Source organism: Kitasatospora sp. NBC_01246 (assembly GCF_036226505.1).
Taxonomy (GTDB): domain Bacteria; phylum Actinomycetota; class Actinomycetes; order Streptomycetales; family Streptomycetaceae; genus Kitasatospora.
Window position 1 is genome coordinate 1,515,354 of record NZ_CP108484.1, and the last position, 21,519, is coordinate 1,536,872.

20 protein-coding genes are annotated in these 21,519 nt (G+C 73.3%); 16 read left to right on the forward strand and 4 right to left on the reverse strand.

What is annotated here, in order from left to right:
* Positions 1 to 77: 77 nt before the first annotated feature.
* The 8 genes from blsG (at position 78) to OG618_RS06660 (ending at position 9,953) form a co-directional block, all read left to right on the forward strand.
* Entirely contained in the window at positions 78 to 1,244 is a 1,167-nt protein-coding gene (gene blsG / locus OG618_RS06625; RefSeq protein ID WP_329486280.1) for an arginine 2,3-aminomutase, read from the forward strand.
* Complete coding sequence (locus OG618_RS06630) at positions 1,241 to 2,422, forward strand: DegT/DnrJ/EryC1/StrS family aminotransferase (RefSeq protein WP_329486281.1); 1,182 nt, start codon at positions 1,241 to 1,243, stop codon at positions 2,420 to 2,422. The genes blsG and OG618_RS06630 overlap by 4 nt, the downstream gene beginning before the upstream one ends.
* Positions 2,419 to 3,660, forward strand: a complete 1,242-nt coding sequence (locus tag OG618_RS06635) for an ATP-grasp domain-containing protein (RefSeq protein ID WP_329486282.1) — start codon at positions 2,419 to 2,421, stop codon at positions 3,658 to 3,660. Before OG618_RS06630 ends, OG618_RS06635 begins: the two co-directional genes overlap by 4 nt.
* Positions 3,661 to 3,741: 81 nt before the next feature.
* On the forward strand, positions 3,742 to 5,061 hold the full coding sequence (locus OG618_RS06640) for an MFS transporter (RefSeq protein WP_329486283.1): 1,320 nt from the start codon (positions 3,742 to 3,744) through the stop codon (positions 5,059 to 5,061).
* A 127-nt stretch (positions 5,062 to 5,188) separates the two neighbouring features.
* Complete coding sequence (locus OG618_RS06645; RefSeq protein WP_329486284.1) at positions 5,189 to 7,081, forward strand: hypothetical protein; 1,893 nt, start codon at positions 5,189 to 5,191, stop codon at positions 7,079 to 7,081.
* 25 nt (positions 7,082 to 7,106) lie between these two features.
* Positions 7,107 to 7,727, forward strand: a complete 621-nt coding sequence (locus OG618_RS06650) for a class I SAM-dependent methyltransferase (RefSeq protein ID WP_329486285.1) — start codon at positions 7,107 to 7,109, stop codon at positions 7,725 to 7,727.
* A gap of 100 nt (positions 7,728 to 7,827) precedes the next feature.
* The gene (locus tag OG618_RS06655) at positions 7,828 to 8,346 is read left to right on the forward strand and encodes a nucleoside 2-deoxyribosyltransferase (protein ID WP_329486286.1); all 519 of its coding nucleotides are present in this window, start codon (positions 7,828 to 7,830) and stop codon (positions 8,344 to 8,346) included.
* A gap of 125 nt (positions 8,347 to 8,471) precedes the next feature.
* Positions 8,472 to 9,953, forward strand: a complete 1,482-nt coding sequence (locus OG618_RS06660; RefSeq protein ID WP_329486287.1) for a M1 family metallopeptidase — start codon at positions 8,472 to 8,474, stop codon at positions 9,951 to 9,953.
* A gap of 111 nt (positions 9,954 to 10,064) precedes the next feature.
* Here OG618_RS06660 and OG618_RS06665 read toward each other — a convergent pair whose 3' ends face one another.
* Positions 10,065 to 11,696: an ADP-ribosyltransferase domain-containing protein gene (locus tag OG618_RS06665; RefSeq protein ID WP_329486288.1), complete on the reverse strand. Its 1,632-nt coding sequence runs from the start codon at positions 11,694 to 11,696 to the stop codon at positions 10,065 to 10,067.
* Positions 11,697 to 11,967: 271 nt separating this feature from the next.
* On the opposite strand from OG618_RS06665, the gene OG618_RS06670 reads away from it, so the two are divergent.
* From OG618_RS06670 to OG618_RS06680, 3 genes are all read left to right on the forward strand, one after another.
* Positions 11,968 to 12,645, forward strand: coding sequence for a macro domain-containing protein (locus OG618_RS06670; protein ID WP_329486289.1), 678 nt, complete (start codon positions 11,968 to 11,970; stop codon positions 12,643 to 12,645).
* Positions 12,646 to 12,800: 155 nt separating this feature from the next.
* Positions 12,801 to 13,238, forward strand: a complete 438-nt coding sequence (locus OG618_RS06675; protein WP_329486290.1) for a hypothetical protein — start codon at positions 12,801 to 12,803, stop codon at positions 13,236 to 13,238.
* 257 nt (positions 13,239 to 13,495) lie between these two features.
* Entirely contained in the window at positions 13,496 to 14,581 is a 1,086-nt protein-coding gene (locus OG618_RS06680) for a restriction endonuclease (RefSeq protein WP_329486291.1), read from the forward strand.
* A gap of 31 nt (positions 14,582 to 14,612) precedes the next feature.
* Here OG618_RS06680 and OG618_RS06685 read toward each other — a convergent pair whose 3' ends face one another.
* Positions 14,613 to 14,969, reverse strand: coding sequence for a DUF6234 family protein (locus tag OG618_RS06685; protein ID WP_329486292.1), 357 nt, complete (start codon positions 14,967 to 14,969; stop codon positions 14,613 to 14,615).
* Positions 14,970 to 15,101: 132 nt separating this feature from the next.
* Between OG618_RS06685 and OG618_RS06690 the strand changes: the two genes are divergently transcribed.
* Positions 15,102 to 15,662 carry a hypothetical protein gene (locus OG618_RS06690; protein WP_329486293.1) on the forward strand — a complete coding sequence of 187 codons (561 nt, stop codon included), beginning with the start codon at positions 15,102 to 15,104 and terminating at the stop codon, positions 15,660 to 15,662.
* A gap of 84 nt (positions 15,663 to 15,746) precedes the next feature.
* Here the strand turns inward: OG618_RS06690 and OG618_RS06695 are convergent, their stop codons facing one another.
* Positions 15,747 to 17,054 carry a cytochrome P450 gene (locus tag OG618_RS06695; RefSeq protein WP_329486294.1) on the reverse strand — a complete coding sequence of 436 codons (1,308 nt, stop codon included), beginning with the start codon at positions 17,052 to 17,054 and terminating at the stop codon, positions 15,747 to 15,749.
* Between the two features lie 77 nt (positions 17,055 to 17,131).
* A complete protein-coding gene (locus OG618_RS06700) occupies positions 17,132 to 17,281 on the reverse strand; it encodes a hypothetical protein (RefSeq protein ID WP_329486295.1) in 150 nt (49 codons plus the stop codon).
* A 245-nt stretch (positions 17,282 to 17,526) separates the two neighbouring features.
* Here OG618_RS06700 and OG618_RS06705 point away from each other — a divergent pair, with 245 nt between their 5' ends.
* The 4 genes from OG618_RS06705 (at position 17,527) to OG618_RS06720 (ending at position 21,268) form a co-directional block, all read left to right on the forward strand.
* A complete protein-coding gene (locus tag OG618_RS06705; protein ID WP_329486296.1) occupies positions 17,527 to 17,655 on the forward strand; it encodes a hypothetical protein in 129 nt (42 codons plus the stop codon).
* Between the two features lie 161 nt (positions 17,656 to 17,816).
* The gene (locus OG618_RS06710) at positions 17,817 to 18,971 is read left to right on the forward strand and encodes a hypothetical protein (protein WP_329486297.1); all 1,155 of its coding nucleotides are present in this window, start codon (positions 17,817 to 17,819) and stop codon (positions 18,969 to 18,971) included.
* On the forward strand, positions 18,968 to 19,855 hold the full coding sequence (locus OG618_RS06715) for a phytanoyl-CoA dioxygenase family protein (RefSeq protein ID WP_329486298.1): 888 nt from the start codon (positions 18,968 to 18,970) through the stop codon (positions 19,853 to 19,855). The genes OG618_RS06710 and OG618_RS06715 overlap by 4 nt, the downstream gene beginning before the upstream one ends.
* A 27-nt stretch (positions 19,856 to 19,882) precedes the next feature.
* Positions 19,883 to 21,268, forward strand: a complete 1,386-nt coding sequence (locus tag OG618_RS06720; RefSeq protein WP_329486299.1) for an MFS transporter — start codon at positions 19,883 to 19,885, stop codon at positions 21,266 to 21,268.
* The last annotated feature ends 251 nt before the right edge of the window (positions 21,269 to 21,519 follow it).

Here is a 21,519-nt window from a genome sequence, read left to right on the forward strand (position 1 = left end):
ACCGGTCACCTCAGCAGCCCCAACCTCAGCACCCTCAGCACCCTCACACCCGTCGACCGCGTCGTACTGGAGCCGCCATGTCCGACACCCTTCGCGAACCCACGGCTGTCACCCGCCCCGAACTGATTCGTCCCAGGGTCCCGGAGAGCGACTGGGACGACTGGCGCTGGCACATGCGTCGGCGCATCACCACCCTCGACAAGGCCCGTCAGTGGATCAACCCGAGCCCCGACGAGGAGAAGGCCATCGCCGGGGTGGCGGGCAAGTACCGCTGGAGCGTCACCCCGTACTACGCCTCGCTGATGGACCCGGACGATCCCAGCTGCCCGGTCCGGCAGCAGGCGGTGCCCGCCCTCGGCGAGCTGATGGAGTTCCCCGGCGCCGAGGTGGACCCGGTCGGTGACACCTTCTACCGCAAGACCAACAGGGTGGTGCACAAGTACCCGGACCGGGTGATCATGCTGATCACCGAGGCGTGCCCGGTCTACTGCCGCCACTGCACCCGCAAGTTCCACACGACCGACGTCGACGGCACCTACTTCCGCGACGACGAGGGCGGTTCCTACGACGAGGACCTCCGCTACATCGCCGACCACCCCGAGATCCGGGACGTCCTGCTGACCGGCGGCGACCCGCTCTCCTACCAGGACGGCAAGCTGGAGGAGATCATCGCCGGTCTGCGGGCGATCCCCAGCGTGGAGATCATCCGGATCGGCAGCCGGTTCCCCGTGCTGCTGCCCCAGCGGATCACCGACGACCTCTGCGCGATGCTCGCCAAGTACCACCCGGTCTGGCTGAACACCCACTTCAACCACCCGAAGGAGATCACCCCGGAGGCCGCGGCGGCCGTCGACCGCCTGCTGCGGCACGGGATCCCGGTCGGGAACCAGACGGTGCTGCTGCGCGGGATCAACGACGACGTCGCCACCATGCGCACGCTGATGACCGAGCTGCTGCGGATCCGGGTCCGGCCGTACTACCTGTACCACTGCGACAACGTCACCGGGGTCTCGCACTTCATGACGTCCGTCGAGAAGGGCTGGGAGATCATGGCCGGCCTGCAGGGCCACATCACCGGGTTCGGCGTCCCCCAGTACGTCCTCACCACGAAGATCGGCAAGATCCCCATCCCGCCGCCCTCCTACACCCAGATCCCCGAAGGCCTGCTGCTCCGCAATCACCGAGGCCAGGAGATGGTCGTCGACGGTTCCGCGCAGCCGATCACGGAGTCGGACACCGCATGAGCTCACTCGACAAGCGGCTCGGGCAGCGCTTCCTGCCCTACGGCGCGAACTACCTCGACTGGTCCGACATGTCGGAGCTGCGGAAGGTGATCGAGCACCAGGTCCTCTTCCGCTACCAGACCGAGACCGAGAGCATGGCCTCCCGGCTGGAGCGGACGGTGGCCGAGCGGCTGGGCGCGGGCCACGCGCTGGCCGTCCACAACTGCACGGAGGCGCTGCGGCTCGCGCTGATCTCCACCCGCCCCGCCGTCGGGGACCTCGTGTACATCCCCGCGGTCACCTTCGTCGCGGTGGCCGGCGCGGTGCTGTCCTGCGGCCTGATCCCGGTGCTCGTCGACGCCGACGACTCGCTCTCGATGGACCCGACGCTGGTGCCGCCCGACGCGCAGCGGGTGATCGTCGCCCACATGGAGGGCACCGTCGCCCCACTGCCGGCCGGGGTGCCGTACCTCGTCGAGGACTGCGCGCAGTCGCTCGGCGCCCGCTTCCCCGACGGCCGGCAGGTCGGCACGGCGGGATACGCCGGGACGTTCAGCTTCCACCACAACAAGGTCCTCACCTCGGGCGAGGGCGGCCTGCTCGTCACCAACGACGAGGACGCCTGGTCGACCATGCGCTGCTACCACGACCACGGCTCGGCCCGGGTGCCGGGCCACTACCCGACGTGGAACCAGGACGCCCACTTCGGCGAGAACTTCGTGACCAGCGAGCAGGTCGCGGCCGTCCAGTGCCAGCAGTTCCGGCACCTCGACGAGCTGCTCGCGGGGCTGGAGCGGATGTACGCCATCGCGATGGGCGAGCTGCCCGACCGGCCCGACCTGGAGGTCCGGCCGCGGGCCGCCGGCGACGTCAAGGTCAGTCTGCGGTTCCGCTGCGAGAGCCGGGAGTTGCGGGACGCCGCGGTGGCGGCGCTCAGCGCCGCCGGCATCGCCAACTGGACGCTCGGGAAGTACCTGCTGCCCGACCACCCGGTGCTCACCGGCCGCCGTTCGCTCTACCGCGACGGCTTCCCGTGGAACCACGCCCCCGACGTCCCCCTGGCCCTCAGCCACGACGGCTTCGCCCGGACCAGGGACGTCCTGGACCGCACGCTGTGCGTACCGCTCTCCCCGGAACTGCCCGAGGAGGAGCAGGCCCTCGCGGCCAAGGCCGTCCGCCAGGTGCTGGAGTCGGTGTGAACGACACCGAGGTGCTGCTGATGGTGGACGACCGGCCGTCCTCCTTCACCCGCTACGCCGCCCGGGAACTGGCCGACCGGCTGGTCCTGCTGCGGTTCGCCGAGACGCGCCAGGACCTCTCGGAGGACTACCTCCTCGAAACCGCGCACCTGCCGGCCTTCTGGGTGCGCGAGGGCGCGGCGCCGGCCCAGGAGGCGCAGCGGTACCGGCAGTGGGCGGCGGGGCTGCCGGTACCGCCCACCCGGTTCTGCAACCCGTCGGAGCCCCGGCAGGCGGCGGCCCAGCGGTTCGCGGCGCTGGCCGGCCTCCCGCACCTGACGGAGCAGCAGGTGACCCTGGTCCGGGACAAGGCCGTCATGAAGGAGCGCTTCCGGCAACTCGGGCTGCGGACGGCGGAGTTCGCCAGGGTACGGTCGGGCGCCGAGATCGGGCGGTTCGCCGACCGGCACGGCTGGCCGGTGGTGCTCAAGCCGGTGGACTCGTTCGCCTGCGTGGACACCTACCGGCTGGCCGGGCCGGGGGACCTCGCCGGGATCGACCTCGGCGCCCGGCGCTGGATGGTGGAGGAGCACCTCGGCGGCACCGAGTGGGAGGTGTGCGCGATCGTGCTCGGCGGCGAGGTGCTGGACGCCTGGCCGAGCGCGATGCCCTGCCGCCCGCTGGACATCGTCGACGGCGCGATGAACGCCAACATCAGCGTCGGCACCGGCGACGGGCCGGCGGTCGACGTGCGGGCGCTGGTCCAGCGCGTCATCACCGGGATGGGCATCGACCACGGGTACGCCCACATGGAGTTCTTCCTGATCGACGGCGAGGTGTACGCGGGCGAGATCGGTGTCCGGCTGGCGGGCTGCGAGATCCCCGCCAACCACGGGCACGCGTACGGCTTCGACGTGTTCGGCGCGACGCTGGCGGTCTACCTCGGCCGCCGGCCGGAGCTCGACTACCGCGAGCGCCGCTGCGCGGGCGACCTGCTGCTGCCGCTGCCCGGGTCGGGGACGATCCGGCGGATCACCTCCCGGGAGGAGCTCCTGGGCCTGCCCGGGGTGGTCGACGCCGTCCTCAAGGTCGGTGCCGGTGACCGGGTGGCGGCCCGCCGGGCCTCGCACAACGCCTCGGGGTACGCCCATGTCGTGGGAGGGTCGGTCGCGGAGGTGGAGACCCGGATGCGCGAGGTGCTCGACCGGTTCACCATCGAGGTGGTACCGGCCCGGGAGGCCGATGCCGTCCCCACCTGACCCCGCCGGGCCGGCCGCCCGCGCAGCGGCCCGGCGCCCGACTCCGCCGCCCCCTAAGGCTGTTGAACGGAGACCGACCGCGTGACCCTCCCCTCCGGCGGCCTGCCCCGTCGCTTCCTCGACCTGCTCACCCGACCCCTGGTGGCCGGGCCGGCCTGGTGGAGCGTGGTCTCCAGGCTGCCGGTCTACCTGATGTCGCTGGCCCTCGTCCTGACGGTCCGTGAGCAGGGCGGCGGCTACGCCCAGGCCGGCCTGGTGGCCGCGCTGTACACGCTGGGGATGGCGCTCGGCAGTCCGCTGATCGCACGCCACCTCGACCGGCGCGGGCGGGCGGCGGTGCTGACGGCGACCGCCCTCGCCTACCCGGCGGCGCTCACCGTGCTGGTGTGGTTCACCCACCCCGGTGGCTGGGCCCAGCCCGCCGCGGCGGTCGTCGCCGGGGCGGTGCTGCCGCCGGCGAACGCCTGCATGCGCTCGCTCTGGGCGCGGCTGCCGCTGCGGGAGGAGGAACGCGAGACGGCCTACCTCTGGGAGGCCCTGCTGACCGAGGTACTGGTGATCAGCGCGCCACTGATGCTGGCGGCGCTGATGCTGGTCGGCTCGGCGGGCCTGGCGCTCACCACGGTCGCGGTGATCGGCGGCCTCGGCACGCTCGGGCTCGCGCACACCCGGCTGCCGGCCGGTACCGAAGCCGCCGGTACCGCCGACATCCGTGCCGACAGCGGCGCCGGCACGGCCCACCATGACACCGGCCCGTCCCGGTCCCCGGCCGCCGACGGACCCGCCGACCGGAGTGACCCGCGCCGGCTGCTGGGCCCCCTGCGGGAGCCGGCGCTGCTGGCGCTGACCGCCGTGATGGCCCTCTCCGCGGTGCCCATCGGCCTGCTGACCCTGGCCATCCCGGCCTTCGTCGACCGGCACGGGGCTCCCGGCGGCGCCGGCGTGGTCTACGCGTGCTGGGGGGTCGGCAGCGCCGTGGGTGCCCTCTGGCTCGGCCGCTCGCAGTCCGAGGTGGCGCCGCAGACGCGCTTCCCCCGGCTGCTGCTGGCCTACGCCCTCGGGACGGGTCTGACCCTGCTCGCCGGTTCCCAGCTCGGCCTCGCGCTGGCGCTGGCCGTGGGGAGCGCACCCATCGCGCTGGTCTCCGCCACCGAGATGACCCTGGTGAGCACAATCGCCGACGGCCGGTCCCTGGCCGAGGCGTTCACCTGGGCCTCGCTCGCCACCGTCCTCGGTGACGCGCTGGGCCAGCAGGCCGGCGGGCTGCTGATGGACCCGCTCGGGCCGCGCGCGGTGTTCGCCGTGGCGACCGGCACCGCCCTGGCGGCCGCCGCCCTGGCCTTCGCCTGCCGGGGGTTGCTGACCCGGCGGGCGGCGCCGATGGTGGAGTGCGCGGTATGACCGCCGGACCCGCCGGCCGCGGCCCCCCTCCTCCCCCCCCGGCTGCCCGGCCGCCTGCGCAGCGGCCCGCCGGCCCGTCGCACCCGCCGTCCCATCCGTCCTTCCCACGCCCCAGAGGTGGTCCACCATGAACGCCGCCCCCGCCGACCAACGGCCCGACCGACGGCCCGACACTCCCGGTCTGGCCGCCCTGTTCCGCACCGTCACCCGGCACCAGTTACCGCGGGCCGTGCGGGAGTTCCTGGACTCCCCGCAGCTCCTGCCGGTGCCGGTGCCCACCGACGACCGCGCCGACCTGGCGCAGAGCGTCGAGCTCGCCGGCCGGCTGTACGGCGGCCGGCGGCAACCGCACCCGCTCGACTTCGGGATCGTCCTCGGCGCGGCCGAGCTGCCCGAGGGGCTCGCCGAGCTGGCCCGACCGCTCGCCCGGACATGGGTGGCCGAGGAGGAGTTGGCGGACGTCGCGTCGTTCCGGGCGCGGCACAGCGGTTCGCTGCTGCTCGTCGGCCGCTACGACCGGCTCACCCTCGACCCCGTCCGGGACCTGCTGCTGGACACCTACCGCGGCCGGCGCCACGGGCTGACGCTGCTGAGCGGCCGGGACGACGCCTCGGTCGGCTGGAACATCGCCAAGCAGTACGCCGAACCGGCCCTCGACGTCGACGCGCTGGGCCTGTTCACCGACACCGACCGGCCGCCCCGGCTGCCCGGGGTCCAGGTCTTCGACGACCGTGACTTCGAGCGCGAGGACATCCAGGCCCGGATCCTCGGCACCCGGTGGCGGCGGGTGGCCTTCCAGGGGCACGGCAAGGACGACAGCGTCAACCTCGGCGAGTTCACCATCTGCGGCCTCAACGGCACGGCCACGGCCGTGCCCGGGCTGCTCGGCCCGCGCTGCGCCTACGGACTGCCCTGCTACAAGCCCGAGGACAAGCTCGTCCCGCTCAACCGGGTGGAGGCCGTGGAGCTGGTGCTCAGCGCGTGCAACAGCGGCCCGCTCGCGGACCTCGCGCTGTACGACCCCAAGTACCAGCTGCTGCTGAACGCGCTCGACGGCCCGGCCCGCACGGTGGTCTCGGCCGTGTCGGTGCACGACTCCGACCGGCCGGAGAACGTCGCCTGGATGCACGGCGCCCTGGTCGGCGCGGACTCCGTCGACACCCTCAACGCCAGCCTGGCCGGCTCGCACCCGTACCCGGCGTTCATGCGCTTCGGGCTGCCGTCGGCGCCGGAGGACACCCCGCCGCCGCCCGCCCCGGCGGACCACCGCCCCGACCCGCTGCTGCTCACCGTGGGCGCCCGGCTCACCGCCTACCTCGGCTCGGAGCTGCTGCCCCACAACCACCCGCTACGGCCCCGGCTGACCAGGCTCGCCCGGAAGGTCGACCTCTGGGTGGCGCGGCCGACCCATCTCGCCGACCAGTCGCCCGAGCAGATCCACGGCTCGCTGACGGCCGACCTGCAGTCCCTCGACCACGTGATCACCGAACAGGTCGCGGCCAACCCCGAGCACGAACTGATGAACTACCCGGCGCACTTCGGTGACCGCAGCAGCCTGGACCCGCAGGTGCGCGAGGTCACCTGCCACTGCGGCCGCCCCGCCCAGGAGTTCACCCGGCGCGGCCTGCTCCCGCACATCCTGGACACCACCTGCGCCGTCTGCATGCGCTGCGGCGACGTCACCTTCCGGCTCCCGGACTCCCCCGCGCTGCTCGCCCACGCCCCCGACGAGGTCGAGCAGGGCGGGGTGCTGGAGATCCGGGCCATGGTCACCGCGGCCCGGAGCGGCCCCGTCCGCCTCGGCCTCTTCGTCCCGAGCTACCTGCGCGAGGACACCACGGTCGAGCCGGTCACCACCCGGCTCCGGCTGACCGGGGGCCGGCCCGAGGAGGTGGGGTTCCGTGTGCGGTTCGCCGCCGACACCGCCCCGCAGGCCTACTACTTCACGGTGTTCGCCGTGCAGGACCTCGCCGTCTCGACGGCCCGGCGCCACTTCGGGGTCGTCCCCCGCAGCGCCTGACCCACCGCACAACCCAAGGAGAACCATGGAGAGCCAGACCAAGCCGGCGATCGAACTGATCGAGCAGAACGGCGAGGTGACCCTCAGCATCGGTGGCGAGCAGGCCATGCAGGCCTGGGAGCGGGACCTGATGTGGGCCAGCGCGGACATGCTCTGCGAGTACGGCAAGGACTTCTACGAGGTGGGGCTGGGCCTCGGCCTGTCCGCGCTGCGGATCGCGGGCAACCCGGCGACCCGCCGGCACACCGTGCTGGAGCTCTTCGACGAGGTCGAGGACCTCTTCCGGGCCCGCCACCCCGAGCTGCCCGGCAACCTCGCCATCGAGCGCGGCAACTTCTTCCAGCGGATCTTCGAGCTGCCGTCCGAGAGCATCGACGGGATGTTCTTCGACCCCGCCCTCGACATGGACGTCTGGACCGACGCCGAGCTGTGGGCCAGGACCATGCCCGAGGTCGTCCGGGTGCTGCGCCCCGGCGGAGTGTTCATCCCCTTCTTCAGCACCAAGCCGGAGCTGCGCTGGCAGTACCTGCCGCACTTCCGCTCGATCCGGGTCGAGCGGCACCCCTTCGTCGCCTACGACACCACCGAGTACACCCACGGCGGCACCAGCGGTGACGCCTTCATCCAGTGCTTCCTCAAGGACTGACCGGTCCACCGCTCCCCCTCGGCCGGTCCGGCCCGTGACCGCCGCCGGCCGACCCCCACCCACCCCGCGCACCGGCGCTGTTCCGGAGGTACCTCCCCCCATGAGCATCACCCTGACCAACGGCTCCCGCCCCGACCTGGGCATCCGGTCGGTGTTCCTCGCCGGCCCGTTCATCCAGCTCCTGGACCCGGAGACCGGAGAGATGTCCGCCGAGTCGCGGGCCCCGTTCGACATCCTGATCAAGCACTTCGAGTCGCAGGGACTCGCCGTGCACAACGCCCACCGGCGCGAGGCCTGGGGGGCGGAGCTGATGCGGCCGGAGCAGTGCACGAAGCTCGACCAGGACGAGATCCGCAAGGCCGACGTGTTCGTCGCCCTGCCCGGCCACCCCGCCTCGCCGGGCACCCACATCGAGATCGGCTGGGCCAGCGCCTTCGACAAGCCGATCGTGCTGCTGCTGGAGCGCGACCGGGAGTACACCTTCCTGGTCCAGGGCCTGCACACGGTGGCCTCGGTGGAGTACGTGGTTCACACGGACCTCGCCGCCGGCCTGGCGGCCGTCGACCGGGCGGTCGACCTGGCGGTACTGCGGCAGCGGGAGGGCAGCGGCGCCCGGTGACCGTCCTCCGACCGACTCCCGGTCCCGTCCCGTCCCGCACCCCGGGCCGGGACGGGACCCGTCCGGCCGTGCCGCCGCACCGCCCGGCCGGACGGCCGCCGTCCGCCGGCGCCCCGGGGCCGTCCGTGGGGCCGTCCCCAGACCCGTCCCCGGCCCCGGCCCCGTCCCCGGCCCCGGCCCCGTCCCTGGGCCACGGCTCCCGGGCGGCCCCCGCGGACTGCCCACCGGGCCGCCCACCGGGCCGTCCGCCGGCCCGGCTGCTGGCCGCGCTGCTCGCCTGCCTGGCGCTGGTCGCCACCGTGACGGGCTTCGCCCCGCCCGGCCGGGAGCGGTCCGCCGAACCGGTCGGCACACCGGCGGCGGCCGCCTACACCGTCGCGCTGACCGGGGACTCCTCGGGCGCCCGCTGGACCGGCCACGAGCGGGTGAGCTTCACCAATGTCTCGGCGGAGCCCCTCCCCGAGGTCTACCTGCGGCTGTGGGGCAACGCCCACGGGGGCTGCCCGGCGCCGGCCGTCACCGTGACACGCTTGGTCGGGGGCGCCGCGGCCACCCTGTCGGCCGACTGCACGGTGCTGCGGGTCGCCCTGCCGGCCCCGCTGCGCCCCGGGGGCCGCCACAGCATCGGCTTCGACCTCGACCTCAGGGCACCGGAACTCGCGGACAAGGCCGGGCGGTTCGGGCGGCACGGGGCGTACAGCCACTTCGGCAACGCCCTGCCGGTGCTCGCCGTGCGGGACGCCGACGGCTGGCACCTCGACCCGTTCACCGACACCGGGGAGTCCTTCTACGCGCTGGCCGCCGACTTCACCGTGGTGCTCGACCACCCGGCGGCCCTAGGGGTCCCGGCCTCCGGAAGCTCGGCCGACGGCCCGGGCGCCGCCGGACGGACCGTGACCACGGCGACGGCCCGGCAGGTGCGTGACTTCGCCTGGTCCGCAGGCCCGTTCGAGAGGAGTTCCGCGGTCTCGGCCGGCGGGGTCAGGGTCACCGTGCACGCGGTGGCCGGAGTCGGTGCGGCGGACGCCCGGACCATGCTCGACCTCGCCGTGTCCGCGCTGGACACGCACGCCCGCGCCTTCGGCGGCTACCCGTACGCGGAGCTGGACGTCGTGCTGGACGACGACCTCTGGTTCAGCGGCATGGAGTACCCGGGCTTCGTCCTGGACCGGGTGAAGACGACCGCCCTCGTCCACGAGATCGCGCACCAGTGGTGGTACGGCATCGTGGGCGACGACCAGTACCACCAGCCCTGGCTGGACGAGTCCTTCGCCGAGTACGCCACCGACCTCGCCCTCGGCCGGGACGGCTCGGACTGCTGGAGCCACGTCGCCTGGTCCGGCCCCGAGGAGCGGATCACCAACGGCATGGCCTACTGGGACGAGCACCCCGACCGGTACGGGGTGGTGGTCTACGACTACGGCGCCTGCGCGCTGCACGACCTGCGGCGGCTGATCGGCGCGGACGCGATGGCCCGCCTGCTCCGCGGCTACACCCGCGCGCACTGGTACGGCGTGAGCGACACCCCCGCGTTCCTGGCCGCCGCCGGGGCCGCCACCGCGGAGGACCTGGCTCCGTTCTGGGCGGCGCACCGGATCGGCGCCTGAGCGGCCCCGGCGCTCCGGATCCGCTCGGAAAAGCCCGGAGCCGCTCGGCAGGAGCCCGGAGCCGCTCAGGCAGAAGCCCGGAGCCGCGCCCGGGCTCCTGCCCGGCCACGGTCAGGAGACCAGGCTCTGCTCCTCCAGCTCCGTCAGCGTCACGGTGCACAGGCCGCCGCGCTCGGCCTTCACGTTCGTCACCTTGAGCTGGGTGCCCGGCAGCAGGATGAACTCCTCCTCGCCGGTGAACGCGGAGTAGCGCTGGATGCCCGCGGCCCGGACGGGGAGCACCTCGAACAGCGTCCGCCTGCCCCGGCTGCCGAGGAACCCCTTCGCCACGCCGAGCTCCGAGGTGCAGGAGGAGACGCCCCACCAGGTGACGGTCCGTCCGAGCGGGTACTGGGCGCGCAGGTCCAGCGAGACCCCGCGCCAGAGCGGCTCGGTGCGGGCCGGGAGCTGCGACACCGCCGAGAACAGCAGCCGCAGGTACGGGAGGTACGGCACGACCCGACTCCGGTCCGGTGCGCGCAGGATCGCGTTGATCTCCCGGTAGAACGCGGACTCGCAGGTGTAGAGGTGGAGCGCCGAGATGGCCTCGGCGGAGAGCCCGCCGGCCGCCGCCTCCTCCGCCCGCCTGCGGCCGAAGGCGTGCGACCGCTCGACGTGCCGGTCCAGACCGGACAGCAGCGCGGCCACCGGGGCGACGGCCTCGCGGAAGTCCATCAGCGGGGTGTCGAACACCCCGGTGATCGCGGGAAGGACGAGCCCCTCGTCCTTGACGCTCGCGAGCCGCTCCAGGTAGAGCTGGTGCAGCTCCATGGTGGAGGTGATGAACGCGCCCATGCGTTCGGCGAGATCGCCGCCCTCCCCGCCGCCCTGCGCCGCGCCCTCGTTCCACCCCTTGGCCGGCAGCCAGTCGATCCCCTCGGCGCCCAGCGAGGCGAGCGCCGCGTTCACCATGGCGAAGTGGTCGCCGTCGCAGAAGATGTCGCCCTGCGCGGCCGGGTTGGCGTGGTCGATGTGCCGGACCTCGACCCCGGGGTACTTCTGCTGGAGCCGGAGCACGACCTTCTTCAGGCTGCGGGCGTGCGCGCCCCACCACGCGAAGACGACGCCCCGGTCCTCCTCGTCCTCGGCGTCCTGCTTGGCCCGGAGGATCTCCTCCACGATCCGCTCGGCGACCGGGCGCCAGAACGCGGTGTGCCGGTCGGTCGCCGTCGATCCGTCGCTGCTCGCGGTGAGCGCCGCGTTCAGCAGCAGCACGCCCTGGGTGAGCATCGCCTGGAACCACTCCGGCGGCTGCACGGTGTCCTGTTCCTTCAGCAGCCCGCGTATGTCGGCGATCGGCGTCTTCTTGGGGATGCCGTGCTTCCACATCGCCGCCGCCTTGATGATGCAGCGGATGCTGACCACCCGGCCGAACTGGCTGTCCTTCCAGTCGTGGAAGGTGTTGTCGAACATGGCGATGCCGGTGGCGCTCTCCGGCCGCGGGTAGGGGTTCTGGCCGAAGACGACGACCTTCCACTTGTGCGGCGCGTTGGGCTTGAGCGCCTGGAAGGTCAGCTCGCGGACGGGGACGACCTCCGGGCCGCGCCCCGGGCCGATGAACGCGGCCGCGTCCGGCTGGGCCTCGATGACCGGCCTCAGCAGCGGAAGCCACGGTTCGCCGCCGCCCTTGAAGAGCTCCGCGAGCGCCAGCGGGTCGCTCGGGTCGGTCGGGGCGGACGGCGCGGGGGCGTGGGCATCGCTCATGGTGGTGTGACTCCGTACAGCCGTGGTTCGGCGGACGTGGCGGGGCGGCCGGACGGACCACCGCCGGGTGCCGGCGGTCGTTCGGTGAGGGCCCGTCACCTCCGCGGCGGACTCCACTGTTGTACCGGCCCGGTCCGACAGTCGGCCGTCCGGCCCCGTCGGCCCGCTTCCGCGCACCGCCGGTGCGGCACGCACCCGTTGTCGCCCTGTCAGTGGTCGGCGATAGCGTCGTCACCAGTTCGAGGAACCGTGTCCCGAAGGGGAGTGGAGCATGACCACCGATCGCCCGCAGACGCCGCTCAGGGTCGTGTTGACCGACCTCAACGCGCCGGTCGTGGAGGCCTGGCGAGCCGCGTTCGCCGACACTCCGGAGATCGAGATCCGCCAGGGGTCGATCCTCGACGAGGTCGTCGACGCCTGGGTCAGCCCGACCAACTCCCGCGGCCGGATGGACGGCGGGGTCGACGCGGCCGTCAAGCGGCACCTGGGCGCCGGCATCCAGTTGCGCGTGCAGCGGGCGATCCGGGACCGCTTCGCCGGGGCGCTGCCGGTCGGGAGCGCGGTGTGCGTGCCCTCCGGCGCCACCAACCCGACGTTCCTGATCTCCGCTCCGACCATGCAGGAGTCCTCGCAGAACGTGAGCGAGACCCTGAACGTGGCCCTGGCCTGCGCCGCCGCGTTCCAGGCCGTCCACCGGCAGAACACGGCGGCGCCGGGCAGTATCCGCTCGGTCGCCCTGGTCGGCATGGGCGCCCGGACCGGCCGGGTACCGGCCCGGGTCTGCGCCAACCTGATGTGGACGGGTTACACCCTGTTCAACGACCACACCTTCGAGGACGACGACGACCTGCGCGCCACCATCACCGCACAGCTCCACGACCTGGAGAGCGCGCCCCCCGCGCAGCGGATACGCATCACCCCGCCCGCCCGCCGCACCGGCCGCCGCTGACCGGGGGCGCCCGGCTCCCCCGCACCCTCCGTGACGACGAGCGCCCGGACCGGCCGCCGGGCCGGGCCGGTCCGCCCCGCCGCGCTCGCGGAGTCCGGCCGACCCCGGCAGGCTGGAAGGGGGACCGAATGGCGTCGCACCGTTCAGGAGGAGCCATGGACGCGGCCGAGCTGACCGGGACCTACACCTACCGGAGCTTCCTGGAGCTGCCGGACCCGGTCCAGGACTTCAACAGACTGCGGTTCGCGCAGTTGGAGCTGAGACTGACGGCCGCGCCGGACGGCACCGTCAGCGGCCTGCTGGTCTTCCCGGCGCCGCCGGGCACCGAGGCCGAGGCCATGGTCATGACCGGCCAGGTGTCGGGCTCCTCGCCGGTGGCCTTCACCCTCACCGGCAAGGGCCGGCCCGGCACCCCGATCTCGGACTTCCACTACGACTACGACGGCATCATCCTGCACCACTGGGACACGGGGGTGAACCAGCGGACCACCCTCGCCGGCACCGTCCTGCGCGCCGAGCCCCACGGCACCGGCGAGAACCTGGCCCCGGCCGGCCAGACCGCCGGCTTCCTCGCGGTGAAGCGCAACGCCTGACCCACCCCGGGCCGGGTCCGGCAGGACCTGCTCCCACCACGGCCGGGCCGATCTGCCACCGGCCCCGCCGTTCCAGGGCTGTTCGTCCAACTCCCTCCGCCCACAAGACAACTGAATCACCGCCAGTCATGCTCATGCTCGCAGGAGCTGTCCAGGCGCAGGCCCTACTATCGGTGGCGACACACGACTGACGCCGCGTCGGCGAGTCGTCCACCGTCACGCCTGCCCCACCAGCCACCCCTGCAAGGGAGCACCGTATGCCCCGGAGCCGGAAGCTCCATCGCCTCAGCAATCCCGACACCAGCGAGCGGCACGCCCAGCGGATGCTGTTCCGCCACCTCCGCGACGACACCAACGCGAACCGCGGCCGGATGGCCAAGCGGGTGCGCGAGCTCCAGCTCCTCCTGGCGATGGACCCGGTCGAGTTCGAGCAGCTGATAGCCCGGCTGATGGAGGCCATGGGCATGAAGGTCGAGCTCACCGCCCGCTCGCGGGACGGCGGCGTGGACGTGCGCGGGATCGACACGGATCCCTTCCGCGGCGGAAACGTGATCGTGCAGGTCAAGCGGTACCGGGACACCGTCACGCCGTCGGCCGTGCGGGACCTCTACGGCACGCTCCAGCACGACCGGGCCGCGACGAAGGGCGTCCTGGTCACCACCAGCCGGTTCGGCCCGAGCTCGCACCAGTTCGTGGCGGGCAAGCCCATCACCCTGATCAACGGCGCCGAACTGGTCGGCCTGCTCAAGCACCACGGTTTCCACGAGGTGTTCGCGGCCGCGCACCACGACTGCGCCGATGACGGTGCCGGTGACCAGGGCGGCGACGGCCTGTCCGGGATCGAGCTGGCCACCGAGCCCGCCCGGCTCCTCCTGCACTGGACCGGCGAGGAGGAGTACGACATCGCCGCCCTGGTGTGCCAGGGGAACAGGGCGCTGTCGGACGAGCACCTGGTCTTCTACAACAACGCCTCCACGCCGGACGGTTCGGTCCGGCTGGTGACCGGCTACGGCGACGCGAACGCCTGTCTGATGGTGGACTTCGACGCGCTCCCCGCCGACGCCGACCGGCTCGTCATCGTCGCCGCGGCCGACACCGCGAACCGTCCGAGCGCCACCATGGCCGGGTTCGCCGGACCGGCGCTGATCCTCGAAGCCGGCGCCGACCAGGCCCCGGCCGTCGTGCACCTGGCCGACGGCGCCGAGACCAACACCGCGATGCGCCTGGGCCGCTTCGACCGCGACCCCGCCGGGAACTGGGACTTCACCCCCGCGCTCGCCGGCTACCAGGGAGGACTGCACCAGGCCGTCGTCGCCTACGGCCTGGAGGTCGAGGACGCGTAGCCCCCGCCCGGGCCCGCGCCCGCCCCCGGCGTCACGCCGACAGATGGGCCTGGGCCACCAGGGCCGCGACCAGGCCCGCCGTGGCCAGCAGGAGGAGGGCCGCCGTCCAGGGGCGGCGGGCCCAGGCGGCCACGGCCGCCAGGACGAGGACGGCGGCCATCTCGCAGCCGATGAAGTCGCCGTCCCGCCGGTGCAGGCGGCGGATCGCCTCCTGCCCGGCCGGGCCGTCGTACGACCGGGCCCAGCCCTCCATGCCGGAGTCGAAGAGCCGGGCGACGAGCGCCCCGGCGACGAGCAGCAGCAGGAGGAGGCCCAGGGCCACATCGGCCCCGGTGCCGGTGCGCGCGGGCCGCCGCAGGCGCCCGGGGCGGGAGGGGGTCTCGTCCATCCGGCGATTCTGCCAAGCCGCCCGGCCGGATTCCTGAGTACCCGTACTCATCTCCGGGCGCGGGCGGGATCATGGCCGGATCCGCCGGGCGGGGCTGCCGCGACGGGCATCGTTTCCCTACGCTCAACCGTCATGCGTATACCCGCCCCCGCACTGAGGCGCGTGCGCCTCATCGCCGTCATCGCCCTGTTCCTCGGCCTGCTGGGCTTCGGCCACCCGGCCTCCGCCGCCGAGCCCCCGCCGTCGTTCACCCTGAGCGTGGACCACCCCGTCGTGACTCCCGGCCAGGTCGGCACGCTGACCGTGACCTTCACCAATCACCAGTCCAGTGACGTGCAGTTCCTCTACGTGACGACCTACGCCTCCGAACAGACCTCACCGACCCCGGCCGGCTCGCGTCCGGAATTCGTCTCCTGCACCGGTGACGCCAGCGCGTGCGGGTTCGAGCAGACCCTGTCGTACTTCAACATGACCGCACCCGTCGTGCCCATCGCCCCTGGCGAGAGCCGCAGCGTGCGGCTCGCCTACCGGTTCACCCCCGAGTCCGACTGCCACAGCCCCTCCGTCGTCGCCTTCGGCGTCCTCTACTTCTACTACGAGTACGCGCAGGGCACGCAGACCTACGAGGGCAGGCAGTGGATCGAGGCGGGCGGCAGCCCGACCATCGCCATGACCTGCCCGGCCGCCGCGTAGCACGGACGCGCCCCCGGGGCCGGACCCGAGTCGGGTCCGGCCCCGGGGGCGGGGGCGGGGGCGGGGACGGGGGCGGGGACGGGGTCAGGGCCGGATCGCGGACCAGGTCGCGGGCAGCGGGTCGAACCAGCCGATGACGCGGCCGCCGGGATCGTGAACCGACCGGGCGTTCGCGACGGGCGCGACGTACAGGTCGTCGACCCGGCGGGCCAGGGCGGCGATGGCGACCTGGAGCTGCATCCGGGCGAGGGCGGCGCCCGGGCAGTGGTGGGTCCCCATGCCGAAGCCGAGGTGGGCGTTCTCGCCGCGCCCGATGTCGAAGCTGTCCGGGTCGGTGAACGCGCGCTCGTCCCGGTTGGCCGCGCAGAGCGCTCCCACCGCGACCTCGCCGCGGCGGATCAGCGTGCCGCCGACCTCGACGTCCTCGGAGGCGTAGCGGGGGAAGGTCGAGGTGCTGTGGAACGGCGTGAAGCGGATCAGTTCCTCGACGGCGGAGGGTACGAGGTCCGGCCGGTGGCGCAGCCGCTCTAGCTCGGAGCGGTGGTGCATCAGCGCGCGTACGAAATTGGACAGCATCAGAACGGTGTTCTGGAGCCCGGGCAGGAGCAACCGCAGTGCGGCTATGACCAGTTGGCGGTCGGAGAGCCGCTCCTCGCCCTCGCCGCGGGCCCGGATCATGGCGCTCAGCAGGTCGTCGGCGCTCCGCCCGGCCGGGTCGCGGGCGGCGATCAGCTCCGCCAGCCGGCGGGCGAGGGCGCGCCGGTCCTCCTGGTCGGCCCCGGACGGGGGCGACGCGGTGGTGGCCGCTCCCAGCAGCCTGGCCCGCACTCCGGGGCGCTCCCCGGCGGGTATGTCGAGCAGTTCACAAAGGACTTCGGCGGCAAGGGGTTTGACGAATCCGGCCATCAGATCGGTGGTCGCCCGGGCCCCGGGTGGCCCGCCACGGTCGAGCCGGCCCAGCCCGTCCAGCAGCTCGTCGGCGATCTTCTCGGTCGCCCCGCGCAGCCGCTCGACCTGCCGGGGCTTGAGGCCGCCCCTGGTCACCCTGGTCACCTGCGCGGAGGTCGGCGCCGGCTCCCGCCCGGGTGCTGCCGCCGTGTTCGCGCCGGTGGCGGCGACCGGGCAGCGCGCGGCCGCGTCGGCGGCCGGACCGGCTCCGTCGGGCGGGGTGGCCGGGTCGGCCGGCGGGGTCAGCCCGAAGCGGCTGTCGGTCAGGATCCGGCGGACGTCGGCGTACCGGGAGCAGAGCCACGCCGAACCGAGGTCCCTGACCTCGACCCGGCCGAGCCCCTCGGTGTCCCGCAGGCCGGCGTAGCGGTGGTCGAGGTCGAGGAGGTGGGGCTCCCCGAAGGGGTAGCGAAGCACCTCCGGTGCGGATTCGGGGTGAGTCACCGTTCGTTCCTTCCTGCGACGCGACGGGCTCGGGCGGCCTGCGTGAGGCGTGCGTGAGGTGTGCGGACCGCGGGCGTTCAGGAGCGCGGCGCGACCTGCCAGCCGAAGCCGTCGTCGTCGCCCGAGGCCCCGCGGCTCCCGGCGGCCGGGGCGGCGGCGGTCGCCACGAGGCGGGCGGGCGACCGCCGCTTGTCCGAACCGGCCTTGGTGCCAGCGAAGTTGCTCATGGTCCTGCCTCCGGGGGTGCGGCGTGGGTGTCGGAAACCTGTATACAGGGGCTTTCCGGGCTGGTCAGCAGATTGCACCGGCCTCGGGCCGACATGGCAGGGACAGTCCGTCCGGCCGCCGGGAGGCCGGTTCAGGCCAGGCCTTCGGGAGTGCAGGAAGTGACCACTACCGCCCGCTCCGACCCGGGCCACAGCATGGGACCAGTCAGCAGCCCGCTGACGACCACCAGCCGAAGGAGACTGCGATGTCCGCGTTCGAGGAGCTTGAGGAACTGGTCAACACGATGGCTGCCGCCGAGCCGGCCGAGGTCGACGAGGACGGCCTCGGCGACGTGGCGTGGAAGGTCTCGTACTCGACCTTCTACAACAACTAGCAGTGCCGGCAGGGGCACTCGCCGCACCGCGCCGGAGGACCTCCTCCGGCCGGGCGACGGGTGCCCCTGCCTCGTCCGCCGCACCGTACCCCTACCGTCCGTGCGCGATGTGCGCCTGCGGATCCGCCCGGCGGGTCCCCGTCGATCCGAGGAGCTCGACCATGAACTTCGTCATTCCGGACGAGAAGGTCCAGCAGGGCGTCAAGGTCCTGCTGGACGACTACGTCCTCGTCAACAGCACCGACACCTTCGTCATCACCTACACCCCGGACAGCCGCGACCCGGCGGCCTGGCTGGCGCTCGCGCTCCGGCACCGGGGCTTCACGGCGCCGATCGTCCCGATGCGCAAGCTGGAGGACCCGGAGTTCGCCGGGCGCCTGGAGGCGGTGCTCCCCGACCCGGAGACGCTGCCGGGCCGTCTGGTGATCCTCACCCTGGAGCGCGACACCATGTCGCACTTCAACGTCTTCGAGAACGCGCTGCGGAGGTTCGGCGGCGACCGCACGATGATCCTGCGGATCATCAGCGCCTCCACCGCGTTCTTTACCAAGTCCCTCAACCTGGCGCCGGCGCAGCTGACCCGGTTCAACGCGACGCTGCTGGAGCGGGTGAAGCCGGCCCGCAAGGTGCGGGTCACCAGCCGGGGCGGCACCGACCTGACGATCGAGCTGGACGCGGACAAGTACCACTGGATCAGCAACCGGGGCGTCTGGCGGCCCGGCGGCTTCACCATCCTGCCGGCCGGCGAGGTCGCGACGTACCCGGTCACGGTCGACGGCGTGCTGGTCGCGGACGGCGCCTTCAACGCCAACATCATCACCCCGCTGAACGCCAGCCTGGCGGCCAACCCGGTCCGGGTGGAGATCGAGAACGGCCAGGCCGTCTCCCTCACCTGCGCCGACCCGGAGCTCGACGCGATGTTCCAGCTCTGCCTGAACAGCCCCTACGGCCGCAACGTCGGGGAGTTCGGCCTGGGCACCAACCGGGGCATCGACGAGTTCATCACCGCCAACTCGCACATCAACGAGCGGCGTTGCGGTGTCCACCTGGGCTTCGGCCAGCACAACCAGCGGGTCAGCAAGGTCCCGTACATCGCGGACGTCCACCTCGACCTGATCACCGCCGGCGCGCTGGTCTGGGTCGACGACGACCCGGAGCCGATCGACCTGGAGACCTTCACCGCGACCGACGCGGAGCACCCGGCGGACGCCTTGGACGAGGACATCACCGGCGACTGCTGCGGCCTGGGCTACGGCCAGCTCGAAGGCCTGGCCGCGTGCGTCGTCCCCGGCAGCCCGGTGCGGGTCCAGCGATGACGGCGGCGAACGGCACCGCCACGGTCGCCCCCGCGCCCGCCGCCGGAGCGTGCGCCGAGGTCTCCGCCCAGGTCTCCGCCGAGGTCTCCGCCCAGGACTTCGCCCGGCGCGGCTACGTGATCCTGCGCGGGGTCCTGGACGCCCCGGAGGTCGAGCGCGCCCGGGCCCTGTGCTCCGGCTACCTCACGGGCACCGGCTCGCAGGAGATGCTCACCAGCGACTTCCTCGCCGACGACTTCCTGGCCGGCATCGTGCTGCGCGAGCGCGTGGTGCGCGCCGCCAAGGAACTGCTGGGCGAGGACCACCCCGTGCTGTACCCGAACTGCACGGCGCGCAAGAACGTGTACGTCCCCTGGCACGTCGACGCGACCTTCGTCGGACCGACCGCCTCGTACGTCTGGGAGCCCGGGTTCGCCCACGTCCAGTGCGGGCTGTACCTCCAGGACAACGACCCGGTCGGCGGCGGCGGCATCGACGTGGTGCGCGCCTCGCACCTGATGTCCTTCGACGGATACGGCACCACCGAACCGGAGTTCGACATCCCGGCGCGGACGGTGGGCGAGTCGGATCTCCGCGAACGCGTCGATACCCGAGCGGGCGACGTCGTGATGTGGAACGCTCGTCTGATGCACACCAGCACCACCGTCCTGCGGGACCCGGGCCGGGAGAAGTTCGGGGTCTTCTTCAGCTACGCCCGGCCCCATGTGCGCGACAACCACCGCTTCCTGAGCCAGATCGCCGTGGACTCGATGCGGACGATGAACGGCGTCTCCCGGCTGATCCCCCGGCTGGCCGAGATCGCCCGGATGCGCTACCCGGAGAGCTTCCCGGCCTGGTTCGCCCAGGGAGCCACCGACGCGGGCGTCCGCATCCCCACGCTCTGAGAGGACCGGCGTGAAAGGACGAGCGACGTGACGACGACGGCACTGGCCGGCGGGGGTGAGCAGACCGCGGACCCGCCGGTCTTCCCCGACCGACCGTTCCGGGCCCTGTGGGCCGCGACCGGTCTCTCCCAGGTCGGTTCGGCGGTCAGCAACGTCACCATCCCGATGTGCGCGGCGGTCACGCTGGGCGCCTCGGCCCTGGAGATGACCTCGCTGGCGGTGGTCGAGGTGCTGCCGTCGCTGCTGATCAGGCTCCCGGCGGCGGCGTGGTCCGACGGGCTGCGCCGTCCGCGCGCGCCGATGATGGCGGCCTGCAACCTGGTGCAGGCCGCCATCATGGGGTCCGTACCGCTGCTCTGGTGGCTCGGGGCGCTGCACATCGTGCTGCTGCTGGCGCTGACCGCGGTGGCCTCGGCGGCGCTCGGGGTGTACTCCGCGCTGTCCAGTCCGCTGCTGGTGCAGATCGTCCCGAAGGCGAACCTGGTGGAGGCCAACGGGAAGATCTCGGCGACCCGCAGCGTCGCGGACATCAGCGGGCCCGCGCTCGGCGGCGCCCTGCTCGCCCGGGTCGCGGCGCCGTACGTGGTGCTGGTCGACGCGCTCTCCTTCCTGGCCTCCGCGGCCCTGCTCACCCGGGTCCGGCCCGCGAGCGCCGACGCCGGGCCGGCCGACGCGGTGGCCGGTGGGCCCGCGGGCGCCGCCGGTCCCACCGGAACCGCCGAAGGCGCCGTGCCGGCCGAGCCCGTGAAGACCGCGGAGACCGCGAGGACGTCCACGACCTGGAAGCAGCGGCTCGGCGCCGCCGCCAACGTCCGCCTCGCCCTCGCGATGGGCCGGCAGTCCGGGGTCCGGGCGGTGGTCACGGTGTCCTTCGTCAACGGGGTCACCCAGCCGGTGCTCGTGCTCTTCCTCGTGCACGCGGTGCACATGGGGCCGTCGCTGATCGGCTCGCTGCTGGCACTCGGCGCGGTCGGCGGGGTGACCGGCGGCATGCTCGTCGGCCGCGCGCAGAAGCGGTTCGGGTCGGGCCGCACGCTCGCCCTGGGCACCGCCGTCAGCCTGCTCTCGCTGGCCCTGCTGCCGTTCGCCGCCTCCGGGCCGAGCGCGATGGCCGGGCTGGTGCTGCTGGAACTCGCGGGCAGCTTCGGGGGGACGCTGCTGATCGCCAGTGTCTTCGGCAGCCTGCAGGCCGCGGCGCCGAAGGACCGGATCGCCCAGGTGATGGCGATGGCCTTCGTGCTGCTGCAGGCCGCCAGCCTGATCGGGGTGCCGGTCGGCGGCGCCCTGGCCGTCGCCTTCGGGACGCGGTGGGCGATGATCGCCGCGTTCGCGGTGATGGCCGCCGCACTGGGCCCCCAACTCGTCCGCTGGGCCCTGACCCGGTGGGCCCCGGATCCGCCCATCATCCTCTGACGGTCCTTCGGGAGCCGGGCCCCGCCCGGGGGCCGGCTCCGGGGGCCGGGCCCTGAACTCCGGCCCCCGGTACCGGTCCGGCCGCCCACCCACCGCGGTTCCGGTTCCTCGGAGCCGCGGTGACCGCGCGGCGGAACCGGCCCGGGACCGGCTCGCAACGACGTACGTGAAGGGGTCGGCGTGAGAACGCGACGCGTGAGGTCTGACCAGCCGGCCGGAAGGGGTCCGGGGCGCGACGGCGCCCGAGCCCC

Coding starts and splice junctions, on each gene's coding strand:
- blsG (WP_329486280.1), top strand. CDS start 78: ATGTCCGACACCCTTCGCGAACCCACGGCTGTCACCCGCCCCGAACTG.
- OG618_RS06630 (WP_329486281.1), top strand. CDS start 1,241: ATGAGCTCACTCGACAAGCGGCTCGGGCAGCGCTTCCTGCCCTACGGC.
- OG618_RS06645 (WP_329486284.1), top strand. CDS start 5,189: ATGAACGCCGCCCCCGCCGACCAACGGCCCGACCGACGGCCCGACACT.
- OG618_RS06650 (WP_329486285.1), top strand. CDS start 7,107: ATGGAGAGCCAGACCAAGCCGGCGATCGAACTGATCGAGCAGAACGGC.
- OG618_RS06655 (WP_329486286.1), top strand. CDS start 7,828: ATGAGCATCACCCTGACCAACGGCTCCCGCCCCGACCTGGGCATCCGG.
- OG618_RS06665 (WP_329486288.1), bottom strand. CDS start 11,696: ATGAGCGATGCCCACGCCCCCGCGCCGTCCGCCCCGACCGACCCGAGC.
- OG618_RS06670 (WP_329486289.1), top strand. CDS start 11,968: ATGACCACCGATCGCCCGCAGACGCCGCTCAGGGTCGTGTTGACCGAC.
- OG618_RS06675 (WP_329486290.1), top strand. CDS start 12,801: ATGGACGCGGCCGAGCTGACCGGGACCTACACCTACCGGAGCTTCCTG.
- OG618_RS06680 (WP_329486291.1), top strand. CDS start 13,496: ATGCCCCGGAGCCGGAAGCTCCATCGCCTCAGCAATCCCGACACCAGC.
- OG618_RS06685 (WP_329486292.1), bottom strand. CDS start 14,969: ATGGACGAGACCCCCTCCCGCCCCGGGCGCCTGCGGCGGCCCGCGCGC.
- OG618_RS06690 (WP_329486293.1), top strand. CDS start 15,102: ATGCGTATACCCGCCCCCGCACTGAGGCGCGTGCGCCTCATCGCCGTC.
- OG618_RS06700 (WP_329486295.1), bottom strand. CDS start 17,281: ATGAGCAACTTCGCTGGCACCAAGGCCGGTTCGGACAAGCGGCGGTCG.
- OG618_RS06705 (WP_329486296.1), top strand. CDS start 17,527: ATGTCCGCGTTCGAGGAGCTTGAGGAACTGGTCAACACGATGGCTGCC.
- OG618_RS06710 (WP_329486297.1), top strand. CDS start 17,817: ATGAACTTCGTCATTCCGGACGAGAAGGTCCAGCAGGGCGTCAAGGTC.
- OG618_RS06715 (WP_329486298.1), top strand. CDS start 18,968: ATGACGGCGGCGAACGGCACCGCCACGGTCGCCCCCGCGCCCGCCGCC.